Source organism: Flavobacterium alkalisoli (genome assembly GCF_008000935.1).
Lineage (GTDB): Bacteria > Bacteroidota > Bacteroidia > Flavobacteriales > Flavobacteriaceae > Flavobacterium > Flavobacterium alkalisoli.
Genome location: NZ_CP042831.1, coordinates 204,205 through 226,043, shown reverse-complemented (window position 1 = coordinate 226,043; position 21,839 = coordinate 204,205). Strand labels below are relative to the sequence as shown.

The following is a 21,839-nucleotide window of genomic DNA, read 5'->3' as shown; positions in this document are numbered from 1 at the left end:
AAACACAAATGCATATACGAATACACAATTTAAGGATTAAGATCCTGTTAGGATTTTTACTGTCGTGTTTTGCCATGCAGGCACAAACTCCGGTAGCTGTAGATTTCTCTCCAAGACTTTCTGGAGGTAATATCAAGGTAAAAGGAGATATTGTTTTTGTAGGAAATAATATTCTTAACAGGGCTTCCGCAAGTAATCCGTCTGAGGCAAATACCCCTTATAACGGTAGCACGGATAATAACTCACACAATATGGAATATATTGATATTGATGGGGATCCTTCAACTTTCAGTTCCAGTAGTGCCTCTTTGAGTATTCCGGGGAGCTGTCATAGAGTTGTATATGCCGGTCTGTATTGGGCTTCAACTTATCCATATGAAAGGAGTAACAATTCCGGGCAGCAATGGTCGTATTCGCCCGGAAATCAAAGAATAGAAGACTGGAATCAGGTTAAGTTTAAATTGCCCGGAGGGGCTTATATAGATCTTGTAGCCGATAATAATGCAGATGCTGTAGGAGATGAAGATGATATTATATTTGATGGTTATAATCCTTTAGATATAACTCTGTCCTATAAAGATTCACCTATTATATGTTATAAAAATATTACCGGTTTAGTATCGGCTTTAGCTGACCCTAATGGTCAATACACATTGGCAAATTTAAGAGCAGCAAAAGGGAGAAGAGATGGGTCGAGTTCTGCAGGATGGGTAATGGTTATTATTTATGAGGATCCAACTTTACCTGGAAAATTTATCTCCACATTTGATGGTTATAAGGGTGTTAGTGGGTCGAGTAGTGCTGATATTAATATTAATGGTTTTGTTACCTTGCCTAACCCACAGCCTGTTAACGCAAGGTTGGGTGTTGCAGCTTTGGAAGGGGATAGAGGATTAACAGGTGATCAGTTAAGGTTTCAGGCTAATTCTGTAGGCGGATATACCAATATGGCTACAACACTTAATCCTAACAATAACTTTTTTAACTCTACTATTACTAATAATGGAGCTTATGTAACTACACGTACACCAAACAGCGAAAACACACAAGGTTTGGACTTAGACATGTTTGACATGAATAATCCGGGCAATAGTGTTATACCTAATAACGAAACGGGAGCAACATTAACGCTTACTACATCGGGAGATGGTTACGGTGCTTTTTTAGCAACATTTGCCGTTGAAATTATTGAGCCGGAAATCAAACTTATTAAACGTGTTCATGATCTTGCAGGTAATGATATAACTGGTGCAGATGTAACTTTAGGACAGGTACTGGATTATTATATAGAATTTGAGAATATAGGTAATGATGATGCTGTTAATACAACGATTAGGGATATATTACCTATAAACACGACTTTTGAATCTATTGATGTGAGTGGTGCACCTGGTGTAACATGGACCTATGATGCTACTACGGGGGAAATCTTATTTACTATTCCCGATAATTTAGTTGAGGAAGAAGATTTTGAATATGTTATAGGTATCAGGGTACAGGTAGTAAACTCCTGTAATGAATTACAGGATGCCTGCTCTAACATAATACAAAACCAGGCTTATGCAACATATCAGGGTGTATTAAACAGTGGAGTAATATCTGATGATCCTAGTTTTTACAGTTATGATGCTCTATGTGGTATTGGTGAATATGGGCCATCAAACTTTTTGGTAGACATTGATGATTGTATTTTTGAAAATACAGTGATTTTATGTGCCGATCCGGTTGTACTTACTGCTGCAAGCGGTTACGATACTTACGCATGGTTTAATGGCGATGGTACTCCACTTCTTGATGGTGGAGGAGTACAATATACATCTCAAACAGTGAGTGTTCTTGAAGGTGAGTATTACGTTGAAAATACTGCAATTGCTCCCTGTGTATCTATAGTAGAACATTTTATAGTTAACAACTCTGGTTCTCTTTATCCAAATCCGGTTATCCCTTATGCCGATGAGTTAGCTTCATGTGCTAATGAAGGCAGTAGCAGTGTTATACCTAATATATTTTTATGTGGTATAGATGATGAAAGATTTATTCAGACGGCAATAAGCGGTGCAACAAGTATAAGTTGGCAAAAACTTGATGAAAGTGCATGTTTAGCAACTCCAGCCGGAATATGTCCAACATGTCCAACATTAGAAACGCTTCCGGATGATTGTCCGTGGAGAGTTTGTCCAAACGGAACATGGGATGAAGTAGCTACAGGGCCAAACTATTTAGCTGATACAGCGGGACAGTACCGTTTAATAGTTATGTATGATGGTTGTCCGGCTACCTACTACTTCTTTGTGTATAAAAATAACCTTGACCCGCAGTTTACAAAAGAAAACATTATTTGTAATAGCGATGGTAATATTACAGTGACTAATGTTCCTGCAGGTTATGAATATCAGCTGGTAGACCAAACAACTAACACTGTTATTTATGACTATACTGATGGTATGGGACCATCATTTGATATTGCTACAGCTGGTACATATACAGTAAATTTCAGACAACAGGGGGTTGATGCTAATCCGGGTAATACGTATTGTGAATTTACTATAGATAATATAGGTATTCAAAACAGAAATCTTACTGTTAATGTAGTTGCTGAAAATATAACATGTAATGGTTTAGGAAGTATTCAGTTGGTAGCACAAAATGTGTTGCCTCAGTACTATTTTAATTTAACAGGACCTGGAGGATATAATGTTACTCACGGACCTTTAATGGATAATAACCATACATTTTCCGGACTTAATGCAGGTACTTATACATATACAGTAACTACCGATGATGGCTGTTCTGTAAGTAATACAGTTACGATATTAAATGAAAATAATCTTAATTTAACTGCAACTGTTTCACAGCATATATCTTGTGATGAAGGTAATATTCAAATGAGTTCTTCTGGAGGTCAAACGCCATATCTTTATGCTGTTTACAGTTATAATGGAGTATTAGCAAACCCTACTCCTGAAGATTACCAAACGAGTGTGATATTTAATATTCCTATAGGTCAACAGGGAGATTATGTTTTTATCATGGTAGATAAAAACAACTGTACTGTTCTTTCAAACGAAGTAACTATTGATCTTGTTCCTGATGTGGCATATACCACAGCCGTAAATATGGTTAGCTGTAATGGTGCCAATAACGGATCTATAGTGTATACTATAGGTAGTACTCAGGGATATAATGTTTCTTTCCAGCTACTGGATGATTTAGATAATGTAATAGCTTCAAACAATTCAGGGTCGTTTACAGGATTACCACCCGGAGATTATACTGTTATATTACATCAAACTAAAGGTAACAGATCGTGTGATTTCCCTTTTACATTTACTATTACTGAACCGGACCCTATAACAGGAGGTACTGCAAGTGTAACTCAGCCTTATGACTGTACAGTTGCAGGTTCATCGGGAGCGACTATTACTGTTGATACGGCAACCATAACAGGAGGTGCTGCTCCATATCAGTATAGTGTAGATGGGGTTAACTTTACTTCTTCCACTAGCTTTACAGGACTAACAGCAGGTACTTATAATGTTACAATTAAAGATGCTAACGGATGTACATATGTTATTAATTCAATTGTAATAGATCCGCTTACACCGCCTACAGATCTTACATTTAGTGCTACAACACAAACATGTCCTACACTAACTTCAGATGTTACTTTAACAGTAGTGTCGGGTACAGGTCCGTTTACTTACCAGATAACAGCTCCTGCTGCGGCAGTAGTTAATAACGGTACCAATAATGTATTTGCAGGCCTTAGTGCGGGGACATATACATTTATGGTGACAGACAGTAAAGGTTGTACTTATAGCGAGAACTATACAATAAACGCTTTAACACCTATTGCGGTTAATGGTCAGCCAGTAAGCAATGTTACATGTTTTGGTGCAGCAGACGGTTCGCTTAACTTTAATGTAAGCGGTTTCTCTACTAACTATACTTATACAATAGTTAATGGTGCTTCTGCAACAGTAGGTTCATCTGCTTCTGCAACAGCTACAGCAATACCTTTAACAGGACTTGCTGCCGAAACATATACTATTACGGTTACTGATAATGTTACCAACTGTACGGCTACGGCTACGGTTACAATAAGCCAACCTGCATCGGTATTAACAATAGCAACTACATCTAACCCAATAACCTGTGTGGCAAACGGAAGTGTTTCTGTTTCAGCATCAGGAGGGTGGGGTAGCTATCAATATATTTTAACCCAACCAGACCTTTCTACAGTAGGTCCGCAGTCGGGTTCTTCATTTACAGGTTTAACACAGGCAGGTACTTACACTGTTACTGTTAGAGATGCTAACAACTGTACAGTAACAGATACGTTTACATTAAGTACTCCACCGGCATTGACAGCCTCATTAACAGGTTCTGATATTTGTTATGATTCAAATGGCGCTTCACTTACAGTTACTGTAACAGGTGGTACTGCTCCGTTTACATATTCACTTAACGGAGCTCCGGACCAGTCATCAAATGTGTTTAGCAACCTTACTCCAAATACATACAATATTACAGTTACCGATGCTTACGGTTGTACAGATACAGTTTCACAAACCATTGCACCTACATTAACTGCAATGGCTGCCTTTACAAAAGGTTTAGACTGTACTGCATCACCTGATGCTCAAATAGATGTAACTATTAATGGAGGTACATCTCCTTATACTTATGAGGTTTCTGCTGACGGAGGTACTACTTATGGTGCTTCTGCTTCAGTAACAGGTTCTTCAATTTCATACCAGACGGCTGTAGACGGGTCATTTAGATTCCGTATAACAGATGCAAACGGATGTGTAACAGAAACTAACACTACTGTTATAGCTCCGCTTACTTTACCGTCTATAACTTCAGTAACACAAACTCAAAACATTTTATGTAATGGCGAGAGCACAGGTGCGCTATCAGTAGTTGTTGATACCACTACCGGTACAGGACCTTACACTATAAATGTTTATAATACTACGACAAGTACTGATTATTTTACTCAAACCACAGGTTTACCTGCGGGTAATTATACTGTTACGGTAACAGATGCAAATGCTTGTACTGATTCTCAAACGAATGTAATAATTACAGAACCTACAGCTGTTGCTTTTGATACAACTGAGGTTCCTATTACTTGTGATCCTCTTGGTACAGGTGTATCTGCAGGTGAAATTATAATAGAAAATGTAACGGGTGGTACAACTCCGTTTACATACTATCTTTCTAATAACTTTGGATATGCTGATAGCTTTACGGCCACGACAAACGAAGACCATTCATTTGCAATCTTAGATTACGGTATCTATCAGGTAACTGTAGTTGATGCTAACGGCTGTACATTAATAGAGCAGGATATCATTATGGCTTCACCGCCTGAGGACATGGATATTGATATATCTACATTGACTTCAGATTGTGCTACGGGTGGTACAGCAGTAGTAACTGTAAATCCGGATGTAAGTAGTAACGACTATAGTTTTGCTGTTTTAACAACAGAAAATGACCCTGCAAATATTCCGGCAGGTGACTGGCAGGCTGCAGATTTAGGTACACCTTTAACCTCTACATTTACAGGGCTTATACCGGGTGTAACCTATACTTTTGTAGTTCGTGATAACGTAACAGGATGTTATTATGTAAAAGCTGCAGATCAGCCTATAAATACTCCTTCGTCATTAACTTCAATAATAGATGTTATTAATAACGTAAGCTGTAAAGGTAACGCGGATGGTAATATAGATGTTACTATAGATAATTTTGATGCAGGTACTACTCAGGTTACTTATGAAGTATACTATGCACAATCTAACCAACCAACAGGAGTAACGGGTTCAACACCTGTTACTACAGGAACACCGGCAACAATAACGGGTATAGGACCATTAGCTCCGGGTACTTACTTTATTTTATTTACAGAAGTTGATGGTGCAAATGCAGGTTGTAGTGCTGCTTCAGGACAATTCTCAATAACTGAATCTCCGGAAGTGCTTACAGTTACAGCTTCTGTTGTATCAAATGCAAACTGTAATGCAAATTCAGGTGTTATAACTGCTGTTGCAGATGGCGGTACAGCATCTTATCAATATTTAATACTGGCTGCTCCTGTAGCTACACCTCCTACGGCTGCTACAGCAGGATGGACATCATCAAACACATTTAATGTTGACGGTGGTGATTATATGGTATATGTTATGGATGCTTACGGATGTATTCAGCCAATAGCAGCACCAATAACATTAGATACAGATCCTTCTCCGGTAATTGCACTTTCTGTAGTACAGCAATGTGATGTTGCCGAAGGTAGCTATTCAGTTCAGGTAGACCTTACAACAGCAGGGATGCCTCCTTATACTTACAGCTTTAACGGAGGTGCATTCCAGGCACAATCGGGTACTACATTTACTTATACTAACCTTGTTTCAGGAACTTATGATGTAACTGTTAGAGATGTAAATGGCTGTACCGATACACAAACAATTACTGTATACCCTCCGCTTAACTTTACTCCTGCGGTAACGGCTCAGCCAACCTGTGCAGGTAGTGACGGGGTAATTACAGTTACTGCTACCGGTGGTTCATCTAATTACGAATATGAACTTCAGGATACGGCAAATAACCCTATCGTGGCAGCAAATCCATCAAATGTATTTGCGGGTCAGGATCCGGGCGATTATATCGTAGAAATTACAGATACAACAACAGGTTGTAGCGTTACGGCACCTGTAACACTTGAAACGCCAACTCCGGTTACATTTACTTATGTTTCTCAAAACGTAAGCTGTAATGGGGCAGATGACGGCTCTATAGTTGTTACCCTTCCGGCTTCTAACAACAACCCTGTTTATACATATACACTAAACGACGGTACTAACCCTGCCGTAGTACAAAACTCAAACATATTTACAGGTCTTGCAGTAGGTACTTATACATTAACGGTAACTTCCGGTAAAGACTGTACGGCTCAGGAAATAATTAATATTACAGAGCCTAATGCATTAACACTTACGGCAACAGCTACAGATTTTGCGTGTGATGTTACTAACGCGGTAACTACATCAACAATAACAGCTATTGTAGGTGCAAGTACAGGTACGGCTCCATATACTTATAGTATAGATGGTACTAACTTCTTTACATCAAATACTTTTGAAGTAGTAGATAATGGTACTACACAAAATATAACAGTAACAGTAAAAGATGCTAATAACTGTACGGCTACATTCCCGTTAACAATAAATCCGTTACCGGAAATAATAAGTGTAGTACCTACATTACAAACAGCTATTACATGTACTAACGACGAAACAGTTACCATAACGGTAACAGGAGGTTCGGGAGATTTCACTTTTGATTTACTGCCACTTGGTACACAAGCGTCTGTTACTCCGGGTGCGGGAACATATACAGCTGATTTTGTTCTTTCTGCACCGGGTAGTTATGACTTCCAGGTTACAGATAATGTAACGGGATGTTATGAAATTACTACTGCTCCTTACACTATAGCTCCTTATGATACTATTGAGGTTGAAGCCACAGTATCTACTCAGGTAACATGTTTTGGAGATGCAAACGGTACTGTTACTATTGAAGTAACAGGATATACCGGTGCTTATGACTATGTGGTTACAGATGGATTAAGTAATACTGTAGCTACAGGTAGTGGTGCTACAACAACAAATCCGTTTACAATAACAGGATTAACGGCAGGTAACTTAAACGTAACAATTACCGCTACAGATTCTCCTTTCTGTTCTGCCGTGTCAAATAATATTACAGTTGCCTCTCCGGCAGATCCGCTTGTGCTTAACGCTGCTGAAATGGCTAACGTTACCTGTACAAACGATCAGGGAGAAATTTTAGCAACTGCAACAGGAGGTTGGGGTTCTTATGAGTTTGAGCTTATAAACAACACAGCTGCAACTACTGTTCAGCCATACGGAACAAACAATGCGTTTGCAGGTCTTGTTGCCGGAAACTATACTGTAAATGTTAGAGATGCTGGTGGTTGTATAGTTTCACAAACAATAGATCTAATACAACCGGACCCGATATCGGCAACGATCAATGCTTCTGCAACATTGTTACTATGTAATGGTGATAACACCGCTACAGTAGATGTAACAGGTGTAACAGGTGGTGAAGGTGTATACCAGTATATACTTAATATATATGATGATGCAGGTACTACAATAGTTATTAGTACAGATGCACAAACATCACCAACGTTTGATAACCTTGGTGCAGGTACCTACAGCATTACTGTAACTGATGGATGGAGTTGTGATTTAACAACACCTACGGTTACTATAAATGAGCCGGATCCGATTCAGGCATTCTTAAATCTTACAGATACTTTAACCTGTACAACTCAGGCAGAGATTACAGTTTCTGCAACTGGTGGTACACCTACTTATCAATATAGCTTGGATGGTGTAACTTATACTAACCAGACAGTTTATACTGTGGGTGCAGGTACTTACCAAATCTATGTACGTGACAGCAATAACTGTGCAGCAGTACTTTCTAACGAGGTTACTGTGCTTCCGGTACCGCCGTTAACCATAAACCTTGATCTTAGCAGTGCAGTTATTAACTGTTTTGGTGAATCTACAGCTTCAATTGTTGCAAATGTAACAGGAGGTTTAGGTAACTATAGTTATGAACTTCTGGATGGTACTAGCGCAGTAATAGCTGGACCACAGGCAGAAAATACTTTCTCAGGACTACCTGCAGGTGATTATTATGTTCGTGTAACAAGTGATGACTGTGAGGAAACTTCACCGGTTATTAATATTGCTTCACCTACATTGTTTACTGCTTCTGTAGCAAAGACTGATGTATTATGTTATAATGAGAATAATGGTAGCATAACTGTAACCGCTAATGGTGGTACAGGAACTGTACAATATGCCATTTCACCTTATCTTAACCAATTTGTGAGTACTAATGTGTTTACTGCTCTTCCTGCAGGTTGGTATGATGTAATTGCTCAGGATCAAAATGGATGTTTCCAAATGTTCCAGGTAGAAATTTTAAATCCTGCTCTTCTTGAAGCAGAGATTGATTTAGGAAGTTTACAGGATGAGACATGTTTAGGAGATTCTGATGCATCAATAACTGTAAATATTTGGGGAGGTACAGGGACTTATGAAGTTGCAATAGATGATTTAAGTATTTCGACTGATGATACACTTGTTTATATTCCTGTAACAGGAACTCAGTATACTTTCTCAGGCCTTGTAGGAGGTACAGCTTTTGATATTTATGTTAGAGATTCAAATGGCTGTAATGTAAATCCGCCGCTACAACAATATATAAATCCGGGTGTAGACATGACACCTGAGGCAACTGTGGCTTACAGTTGTACGAATAATGTTCCTGCTAATGAAGTGACAATATCTGTAACTTCATCTCAAACATTAAATGCTGCTGATCTTACCTACTCAGTAGATGGTACAAATTATCAGTCATCAAATGTATTTAATAATCTTGCAGCAGGTTCTTATACAGCATATGTACAGCATACTAACGGATGTATACAAACAGATGATTTTGTAATTGATCCAACGGCTCCTATTGTTATAGATTCTGCTGTAGTGACTTCACCTATAGAATGTTTTGGTGATGTAACGGGTGAAATAACTGTAACAGCTTCAGGAGGAACCGGTATACTTCAATATGGTATTTCTACAAGTGCTACAGGTCCGTTTACATATGGCACAGCTAATGTGTTTACAGATTTAGCAACAGGAACTTACTATGTAAGTGTAACGGATGAAATTACTTGTGAAATTACATCAGCAGGTATATTTATAGATGAGCCTACTCAGCTAACAGCTTCTGTTACCGGTGGTGTTACAGATGAAATATGTCTTGATGCAGAGGATGGTACAGTAACCATAACTGTAAGTGGTGGTACAACACCATACTTTACAAGTCTTGATTCAAATAACGATGCCGACTTTACACAAGACCAGTTAGTTTATACAGGTCTTGCAGCTGGAAATCACACGGTATACGTTAAAGATGCAAACGGATGTACAATAGTTGCTCCTCTTGACTTTACGGTTAACCCTGGTGTGGATATTCAGGCACTTGCAGAGGTTTTCGAAATATGTACTAATAATGTGCCTAGTAGTGTAGTTTTAGTGAGTGTTAATACTAATGTGTTAGCGGATGTAGAATACTCTCTTGACAATGTTACTTATCAGGCTTCTAACGAGTTTTATGGTTTAACCCCGGGTAACTATACAGTATATGTAAGACATACTAACGGATGTGTTGATACCGATGACTTTGTAATAAATACCCTTGTTCCTATAAGCATTGATGCAACTCCGGTAACTACGCCTATTGCTTGTTTTGGAGATGCTACCGGTGTTATAACGGTAACTGCTTCAGGTGGTACAGGTACACTTCAGTACGCTATTTCTACAAGTGCTACAGGTCCGTTTACTTACGGGGCTAGTAACGTGTTTAACGGATTAGCAACTGGAACTTACTATGTGAGTGTAACCGATACTATTGATTGTGAAATTACATCTGCAGGTATATTTGTAGACGAACCAACTGAGCTTACTGCTTCGATAACAGGAGGTATTACAAACGAGATATGTTTTAATGCTGCCGACGGTACAGTTACCGTAACTGTTTCGGGAGGTACAACACCATACTATACAAGTCTGGATTCTAATAACCCGGGTGATTTTACCCAGGATATGTTTACATATACAGGCCTTGCGGCTGGTACACATACATTATATGTTAAGGATGCCAATAACTGTATTATCGCATCGCCAATAACATTTGATATTGAGCCGGGTGTTGATATGGTTCCGGATGCTGTAGTAGTTGAAAACTGTACTAACAACGTACCGGGTAATGAAGTAACTATTAATGTTACATCATCACAAACTTTAGACCCTTCAGAACTTACATACTCTGTAGACGGTACGACATACCAGGCATCAAACGTGTTCAATAACTTAGCGCCGGGTAACTATACGGCTTATGTACAACATACAAATGGCTGTATTGAGACCGATACATTTACAATTAATGTACGTCAGCCTATCAGTATAGATGCTGCTACTGTAACAACGCCTATTGCTTGTTTTGGAGGTACTACAGGTGTAATAACTGTAACTGCTTCAGGTGGTACAGGTGCACTTCAGTATGGTATTTCTACAAGTGCAACAGGTCCGTTTACTTATGGCGGAGGTAATGTATTCAACAACTTAGCAACGGGAACTTACTATGTGAGTGTAACCGATACTATTGGTTGTGAAATTACATCGGCAGGTATATTTGTAGATGAACCAACTGAGCTTATAGCTTCTGTGACAGGAGGTATTACAAATGAGATCTGTTTCAATGACGCTGATGGTACAGTTACTGTAACTGTTTCAGGCGGAACCGCTCCATACTTTACAAGTCTTGATTCTAATAACCCTGCTGATTTTGCACAGGATGTGTTTACATACACAGGCCTTGCAGCAGGTACACATACATTATATGTTAAGGATTTCAATAACTGTACTATAGCATCGCCAATAACATTTGATATCCTTCCGGGTGTTGATATGACACCAACTGCTACGGTAGTAGAAAACTGTACTAACAACGTTCCGGGTAATGAGGTAACAATTGATGTGGCTTCGTCACAGACATTAGATCCTGCCGACCTAACGTACTCACTAGATGGTACTACTTACCAGGCATCAAATGTGTTCAACAACTTAGCACCGGGTAACTATACGGCTTATGTACAACATGCAAACGGCTGTATTAAAACCGATACGTTTACAATCAATACACTTCAGCCAATAACAATAGATTCGGCTGTAGTAACTACAGATGTACTATGTTTTGGTGATGCAACAGGGGTAATAACTGTAACTGCTTCAGGTGGTACAGGTACACTTCAGTATGCAATTTCACCGGCATTCGTGTATGGTTCAACTAACGTATTTACAGGTTTAACAGCAGGAACATATACTGTAAGGGTGACTGACGGAATAGGCTGTGAGGTTGAAACGTCTACATTAGAAATAATGGAGCCAACTGCACCTCTTTCAGCTTCGGTTGGTAGCTTAACCCACGAGATATGTTTTAATAATGCTGATGGTACAATTACTTTAACAATAGCAGGTGGTACAGCTCCATACTTTACAAGTCTGGACTCTAATAATGCTGCTGATTTTGCACAGGATGTGCTTACATATTCAGGTATTGCAGCGGGAGACCATACAGTTTATGTTAAGGATGCTAATGATTGTACTGTAACGCCAATAGACTTTACAATAAATGAAGGTGTTGATATGACACCAACAGCAGATATTGTAGCTACTTGTAGCAATAACGTGCCGGGTAATACGGTAACTATTAATGTTGCTTCGTCACAAACACTTAATGCTTCAGATATTCAGTATTCATTAGACGGTACCAACTATCAGGCATCAAATATATTTACAAACCTTGCTCCGGCTACATATACAGTATATGTAAGGCATACTAACGGATGTGTACAAACGGTGAACTTTACTATAGATCCGTTACAGCCTGTTAGTGCTTCAATTTCAAATATAGTTGATGTGCCATGTAAGGGAGATGCAACAGGATCGATAGAAGTAACAGCCACCGGTGGTACGGGAGCTCTTGAATATGCAATTTCACCGGCATTTGTTTATGGTTCTTCAAATGTGTTTACAGATCTTGCAACAGGTTCTTATACCATAAGGATAAGAGACAGTATAGGTTGTGAGGTTGAGATAAATTCTGTAACAGTAGATGAACCGCTAAATGCGCTAACATCTGCTATAGATGTTATTACAGATGAAATCTGTCTTAATGCTGCCGATGGTACGGTAACCATTACGGTAAGTGGTGGTACTGCTCCGTACTTTACAAGCCTTGATTCAAACAACGATGCTGATTTTGCACAGGATGTGTTTACATACTCAGGCTTAACGGCAGGTACACACACAGTGTTTGTAAAAGATGCAAATGACTGTACGATTGCTACACCACTTGTATTTGATATTGAGCAGGGTGTGGATATACAGGCAAGTGCAGAGGTACTTCCTTTATGTACTAATAATGTACCGGGTAATGTAGTAATTGTAAATGTTGCTACAAATGTATTGGCAGACGTGGTATACTCCCTTGACGGAATTAACTATCAAACGGATAACTTCTTTACAGATCTTACTCCGGGTAACTATACCGCTTATGTAAGACATGCTAACGGATGTGTAGATACAGATGATTTTGTAATAGACAATCTTCTTCCTATCAGTATAGATGCAACTCCAATAACATCAGCTATTGCTTGTTTTGGTGATGCCACAGGTGAAATAACTGTAACGGCTTCAGGAGGTACAGGTGCTCTTACATACGCTATTTCAACAGATCCAGGTAACTATACTGCAAATAATGTATTTACAGGTCTTCCTGCAGGTACTTATACTGTGAGTGTAATGGATGAGATAGGTTGTGAGGTTACTTCTTCAGCTATAGTGGTAGATGAGCCTGCTCAGCTTACCGCTTCGGTAACAGGAGGTATTACAAACGAAATCTGTTTCAATGCTGCCGACGGAACAGTTACGGTAACTGTTTCAGGAGGTACTGCTCCTTATTTTACAAGTTTAGACTCTGCTGCATTTGTTCAGGATATGTTTACATATACCGGTCTTGCAGCAGGTACACATACAATAGATGTTCATGATGTTAATAACTGCGTTATTACAGCTACATTAACATTTACTATTGAGCCGGGTGCAGATATGACACCAAGTGCTACGGTAGTAGACAACTGTACTAACAATGTACCGGGTAATGAGGTAACAATTGATGTGGCTTCGTCACAGATATTAGACCCTGCTGACCTTACGTACTCAGTTGAAGGTACTACCTACCAGGCATCAAACGTGTTCAACAACTTAGCACCGGGTAACTATACGGCTTATGTACAGCATGCAAACGGCTGTATTGAGACTACAACATTTACAATCAACACCCTTCAGCCAATTGCTGCTACAGCAGTTGCCACACTGGATGTTCTTTGTAAAGGAGAGTCTACAGGAGAGATAACTGTAACAGCTACAGGCGGTACAGGTACACTTCAGTACGCAATATCACCGGCTTATGTTTACGGTCCTTCAAATGTATTTACAGGCCTACCTGCGGGAACTTACACCGTAAGGGTAACAGACGGTATAGGCTGTGAATTTGAGGTGGCTTCAGTAACAGTAGACGAGCCTGTTGATACATTAACATCAACTATAGATGTTATTACGGATGAAATCTGTTTCAATGCTGCCGATGGTACGGTAACCATTACAGTGAATGGTGGTACAGCTCCGTACTTTACAAGCCTTGATTCAAACAATGATGCTGATTATGCTCAGGATGTGTTTACATACACAGGACTTACGGCAGGTACACACACAATATTTGTAAAAGATGCAAACGACTGTACGATTGCTACACCGCTTGTGTTTGATATCCTTCCGGGTGCAGATATGACACCAAGTGCTACGGTAGTAGACAACTGTACTAACAACGTACCTGGTAATGAGGTGACAATTGATGTGGCTTCGTCACAGACATTAGACCCTGCTGACCTTACGTACTCAGTTGACGGTACTACTTACCAGGTATCAAATGTGTTCAACAACTTAGCACCGGGTAACTATACGGCTTATGTACAGCATGCAAACGGCTGTATAGAGACCACAACATTTACAATCAACACCCTTCAGCCAATTGCTGCTACAGCAGTTGCCACACTGGATGTTCTTTGTAAAGGAGAGTCTACAGGAGAGATAACTGTAACAGCTACAGGCGGTACAGGTACACTTCAGTACGCAATATCACCGGCTTATGTTTACGGTCCTTCAAATGTATTTACAGACCTACCTGCGGGAACTTACACCGTAAGGGTAACAGACGGTATAGGCTGTGAATTTGAGGTGGCTTCAGTAACAGTAGACGAGCCTGTTGATACATTAATATCAACTATAGATGTTATTACGGATGAAATCTGTTTCAATGCTGCCGATGGTACGGTAACCATTACGGTAAGTGGTGGTACAGCTCCGTACTTCACAAGCCTTGATTCAAACAATGATGCTGATTATGCTCAGGATGTGTTTACATACACAGGACTTACGGCAGGTACACACACAATATTTGTAAAAGATGCAAACGACTGTACTATTGCTACACCGCTAGTGTTTGATATCCTTCCGGGTGCAGATATGACACCAAGTGCTACGGTAGTAGACAACTGTACTAACAACGTACCTGGTAATGAGGTGACAATTGATGTGGCTTCGTCACAGACATTAGACCCTGCTGACCTTACGTACTCAGTTGACGGTACTACTTACCAGGCATCAAATGTGTTCAACAACTTAGCACCGGGTAACTATACGGCTTATGTACAGCATGCAAACGGCTGTATAGAGACCACAACATTTACAATCAACACCCTTCAGCCAATTGCTGCTACAGCAGTTGCCACACTGGATGTTCTTTGTAAAGGAGAGTCTACAGGAGAGATAACTGTAACAGCTACAGGCGGTACAGGTACACTTCAGTACGCAATATCACCGGCTTATGTTTACGGTCCTTCAAATGTATTTACAGACCTACCTGCGGGAACTTACACTGTAAGGGTAACAGACGGTATAGGCTGTGAATTTGAGGTGGCTTCAGTAACAGTAGACGAGCCTGTTGATACATTAACATCAACTATAGATGTTATTACGGATGAAATCTGTTTCAATGCTGCCGATGGTACGGTAACCATTACAGTAAGTGGTGGTACAGCTCCGTACTTTACAAGCCTTGATTCAAACAATGATGCTGATTATGCTCAGGATGTGTTTACATACACAGGACTTACGGCAGGTACACACACAATATTTGTAAAAGATGCAAACGACTGTACTATTGCTACACCGCTAGTGTTTGATATCCTTCCGGGTGCAGATATGACACCAAGTGCTACGGTAGTAGACAACTGTACTAACAACGTACCTGGTAATGAGGTGACAATTGATGTGGCTTCGTCACAGACATTAGACCCTGCTGACCTTACGTACTCAGTTGACGGTACTACTTACCAGGCATCAAATGTGTTCAACAACTTAGCACCGGGTAACTATACGGCTTATGTACAGCATGCAAACGGCTGTATAGAGACCACAACATTTACAATCAACACCCTTCAGCCAATTGCTGCTACAGCAGTTGCCACACTGGATGTTCTTTGTAAAGGAGAGTCTACAGGAGAGATAACTGTAACAGCTACAGGCGGTACAGGTACACTTCAGTACGCAATATCACCGGCTTATGTTTACGGTCCTTCAAATGTATTTACAGACCTACCTGCGGGAACTTACACTGTAAGGGTAACAGACGGTATAGGCTGTGAATTTGAGGTGGCTTCAGTAACAGTAGACGAGCCTGTTGATACATTAACATCAACTATAGATGTTATTACGGATGAAATCTGTTTCAATGCTGCCGATGGTACGGTAACCATTACAGTAAGTGGTGGTACAGCTCCGTACTTTACAAGCCTTGATTCAAACAATGATGCTGATTATGCTCAGGATGTGTTTACATACACAGGACTTACGGCAGGTACACATACAGTATTTGTAAAAGATGCAAACGACTGTACTATAGCTACACCGCTTGTGTTTGATATTGAGCAGGGTGTAGACATTCAGCCATATGCTGAGGTTCTTCCTTTATGTACTAACAATGTACCGGGTAATGTGGTAATTGTGAATGTTAATCCAAACGTATTAGCAGACGTACAATACTCAATAGACGGAGTTAACTATCAAACGGATAACTTCTTTACAGATCTTACTCCGGGGAACTATACGGCTTATGTACAGCATACGAACGGATGTATACAAACAACACCGTTTACAATCAATGCACTACAACCAATTTCAATTGATAGTGCTGCGGTAACTGCTGATGTACTATGTTTTGGTGAAGCAACAGGTGAGATTACTGTTGTTGCTTCAGGAGGTACCGGAGCTCTTACATACGCTATTTCAACAGATCCTGCTAACTATACTGCAAACAATGTATTTACAGGTCTTCCTGCAGGTATTTATACAGTGAGTGTAATGGATGAGATAGGTTGTGAAATAACTACAGCTAACTTAACAGTGAATGAGCCTTCAGCTGCTCTTACTGCTGCTGAAGTTATAACTGATGAAATCTGTTTCAATGCAAATGATGGTACAATAACTTTAACAGTAAGTGGCGGTACAGCTCCATACTTTACAAGTCTGGACTCTAACAACCCTGCTGACTTTGTACAAGATCAGTTTGTGTATGCTAATATAGCTGTAGGTTCTCATACTATATATGTAACAGACAGCAACGGATGTACTATTACTCCGATAGACTTTACTATAAATCCGGGTGCAGACATGACACCAAGTGCTACGGTAGTAGACAACTGTACTAACAATGTACCGGGTAATGAGGTGACAATTGATGTGGCTTCGTCACAGACATTAGACCCTGCTGACCTTACGTACTCAGTTGACGGTACTACCTACCAGGCATCAAACGTGTTCAACAACTTAGCACCGGGTAACTATACGGCTTATGTACAGCATGCAAACGGCTGTATTGAGACTACAACATTTACAATCAACACCCTTCAGCCAATTGCTGCTACAGCAGTTGCTACACTAGATGTTCTTTGTAAAGGAGAGTCTACAGGAGAGATAACTGTAACAGCTACAGGCGGTACAGGTACACTTCAGTACGCAATATCACCGGCTTATGTTTACGGTCCTTCAAATGTATTTACAGACCTACCTGCGGGAACTTACACCGTAAGGGTAACAGACGGTATAGGCTGTGAATTTGAGGTAGCTTCAGTAACTGTAGATGAGCCAGTTGACGCACTGACATCAGCTATAGATGTGATTACGGATGAAATCTGTTTCAATGCTGCCGATGGTACGGTAACCATTACGGTAAGTGGTGGTACAGCTCCGTACTTTACAAGCCTTGATTCAAACAATGATGCTGATTATGCTCAGGATGTGTTTACATACACAGGACTTACGGCAGGTACACATACAGTATTTGTAAAAGATGCAAACGACTGTACTATTGCTACACCGCTAGTGTTTGATATCCTTCCGGGTGCAGATATGACACCAAGTGCTACGGTAGTAGACAACTGTACTAACAACGTACCTGGTAATGAGGTGACAATTGATGTGGCTTCGTCACAGACATTAGACCCTGCTGACCTTACGTACTCAGTTGACGGTACTACTTACCAGGCATCAAATGTGTTCAACAACTTAGCACCGGGTAACTATACGGCTTATGTACAGCATGCAAACGGCTGTATAGAGACCACAACATTTACAATCAACACCCTTCAGCCAATAACATTAGATGCGGCTGTAGTGACTGCTGATGTACTATGTTTTGGTGAGGCAACGGGTGAGATAACCGTAACGGCTTCAGGAGGTACAGGTACACTTCAGTATGCCATTTCACCAGACTTTATATATGGAACTAACAATGTATTTACAGGTTTAACAGCCGGTTCTTATACAGTGATGGTAACAGACGGTATAGGCTGTGAGGTACAAAGTGCTACACTTACTATTACTGAACCAACAACTGCCTTAACAATGAGTAATGTTGTTACAACAGATGAGATCTGTTTCAATGCTGCCGATGGTACAGTAACATTTACAGTAAGTGGTGGTACGGCTCCATATTTTACAAGTCTGGATTCTAATAACCCTGCTGACTTTGTTCAGGATGTGTTTACATACACAGGCTTAACGGCAGGTAACCATACAGTTTATGTAATGGATAGTAACGGTTGTACAGTAACGCCTGTTGACTTTACAATTGCTCCGGGTGCAGATATGACACCAAGTGCTACAGTAGTAGAGAACTGTACTAACAACGTACCGGGTAATGAGGTGACAATCGATGTGGTTTCGTCACAGACATTAGACCCTGCTGACCTTACGTACTCAGTTGACGGTACTACCTACCAGGCATCAAACGTGTTCAACAACTTAGCACCGGGTAACTATACGGCTTATGTACAGTATGCAAACGGCTGTATAGAGACCACAACATTTACAATCAACACCCTTCAGCCAATAACATTAAATGCGGCTGTAGTAACTGCTGATGTACTATGTTTTGGTGAGGCAACGGGTGAGATAACCGTAACGGCTTCAGGAGGTACAGGTACACTTCAGTATGCCATTTCACCAGACTTTATATATGGAACTAACAATGTATTTACAGGTTTAACAGCCGGTTCTTATACAGTGATGGTAACAGACGGTATAGGCTGTGAGGTACAAAGTGCTACACTTACTATTACTGAACCAACAACTGCTTTAGTGACAGGCAATGTTGTTACAACAGATGAAATCTGTTTTAATGATGCCGATGGTACAGTAACATTTACAGTAAGTGGTGGTACGGCTCCATACTTTACAAGTCTGGATTCTAATAACCCTGCTGACTTTGTTCAGGATGTGTTTAACTACACAGGCTTAACAGCAGGTAACCATACAGTTTATGTAATGGATAGTAACGGTTGTACAGTAACGCCAATAACATTTACTGTAGCTCCGGGTGTAAATACCCAGCCAAGTGTTAACGTACAGGATATCTGTAATAACAATACACCGGGCAACATAGTGACTATTTCAATTGCTTCTCAGTATGTAGGTCAGGTTCAGTACTCTGTAGATGGTGTAACATATCAGGCTTCTAATATCTATAATAACCTTACAGCAGGTACATATACAGCTTATGTACAGCATCTAAACGGATGTATACAAACAGTTGACTTTGATGTGGAAGATCATCAGCCGGTTAATGCTACGGCAACGGTTACTCAAAACGTAATCTGTTTTGGGGATGATACAGGAGAAATCCTGGTTACCGCTACAGGAGGTACAGGTCAGTTAGAGTATGCCATTTCACCGGTATTTACTTATACAACTAACAATACGTTTACTTCACTGGTAGCAGGAACATATACAATCAAGGTAAGAGATGAGCTAGGATGTGTACAAACCATAAACAATGTGGTAATAACTCAGGCTCAGTCACAAATTGTAGCTTCTGTAAACTGGACTAACGAAACCTGTTTAAATGCTAACGATGGTACAGTTACCATAAGCGTATCAGGTGGTACAGCGCCATATTCAACAAGTATGGACGGAGTTACTTTTGTTCAGGATCAGTTTACTTACGGTAACCTTGGCGGTGGCCAGCATATAGTATTCGTTCAGGATGCGGTAGGATGTTCTATTATACCAATCGTATTCAATATTGAAGATGGTGTAACATTTAACCCTGTTCTTACATCAGAGCAGATATGTAACAATAACACACCGCTTCACATGATTACGGTAGAGAACATCAATGCTAATATAGCTGGAGATATCATGTACTCTATTGATGGAGTGAACTACCAGTCATCAAACATATTTACTAATTTACCTGCCGGGACTTACACGGTGTATATCCGACACACAAACGGATGTATTAAGACAAGAGAAATTACGCTTCGAAACAGTAAGCCAATCCTTGGCCTGCTAACAGTAAGGGATGCTCTATGTAATGGTGAGGCAAATGGTGTTATTATGGTTGATGGTTCAGGAGGTGTAGGACAGCTTACTTATGGTATTTCGCCTGACTTTGTTATGACTGCCGAAAGTACATTTAATGTACCGGCTGGAACTTATACAGTAAGAGTTCAGGATGAAACAGGCTGTTATATGGAATACACAGCTACTATAGGTGAACCAACTGCACTTATACTTACTGAAGTTGAGGTATACCCTGAAGTATGTGAAAATGACGATAATGGTGCAATATTAATTGATATTACAGGAGGTACAGCGCCATACTCTACAAGTATGGATATGAACCAGCCGTTTGAAGTTGATAAAAACCTTTATACTAATCTTGACGGAGGTGTTACTTATACCATCTATGTTAAAGATGCTAACGGATGTGTCGCTTCTATAGATGTATGGATGGATGCACCACTAACAATTAATGCAACACCGGAACTGGTTTACAACTGTGATGAGAATATCCTGACAGTTAATGTAGAGTCAGGTGTTCAGGGTCAGGTAACTTACTCGCTAAACGGTGGTACACCGCAAACAAGTAACGTGTTTACTAACCTTGCAGACGGTACTTATGTTGTAGACGTACTTCATGAATCAGGATGTATAGACAGTACAGATCCGGTAACTGTAGAAAATACTACACCGCTTGTGCTGATCCTGGCAGAAACTGATCTTAATGAAATTACTGCAACTACAACAGGAGGTTCAGGAGGTTATACATATACGTTTAACAACGACTATATGGGTAGTACAAACGTATTTGAGATTTATGCTACCGGAACTTATGTGGTAACAGTGACTGATAGCAGAGGCTGTGTGGCTCAAAAAACTATTTCAGCGGAATTTGTTGATATCATCCTTCCGGATGTAATGTCTCCAAATGATGACGGAATAAACGACACATGGGCGCCGGGCAATGCTCAAAATTATCCAAACCTTGAGTTCTATGTATTTGACAGGTACGGCAGGAAACTGGCAACCCTGAGACAAGGACAGGAGTGGGACGGTAAGTATAACGGAAAAGAACTGCCAACCGGAGATTACTGGTATATAGTAAAACTTAACAATCCGGAAGATGACAGGGAATTTGTAGGACACTTTACCATATTCAGATAATAAATTAATAAAAGCCACGGCCGCTTAGCCGGCTGT

Annotated in this window: 1 protein-coding gene; it reads left to right on the top strand. The window is 40.1% G+C overall.

Annotated features, from left to right (window positions below):
• The first annotated feature begins 8 nt into the window (after nucleotides 1–8).
• Nucleotides 9–21,803: a T9SS type B sorting domain-containing protein gene (locus FUA48_RS00835; protein ID WP_147581675.1), complete on the top strand. Its 21,795-nt coding sequence runs from the start codon at nucleotides 9–11 to the stop codon at nucleotides 21,801–21,803.
• Nucleotides 21,804–21,839: the final 36 nt, after the last annotated feature.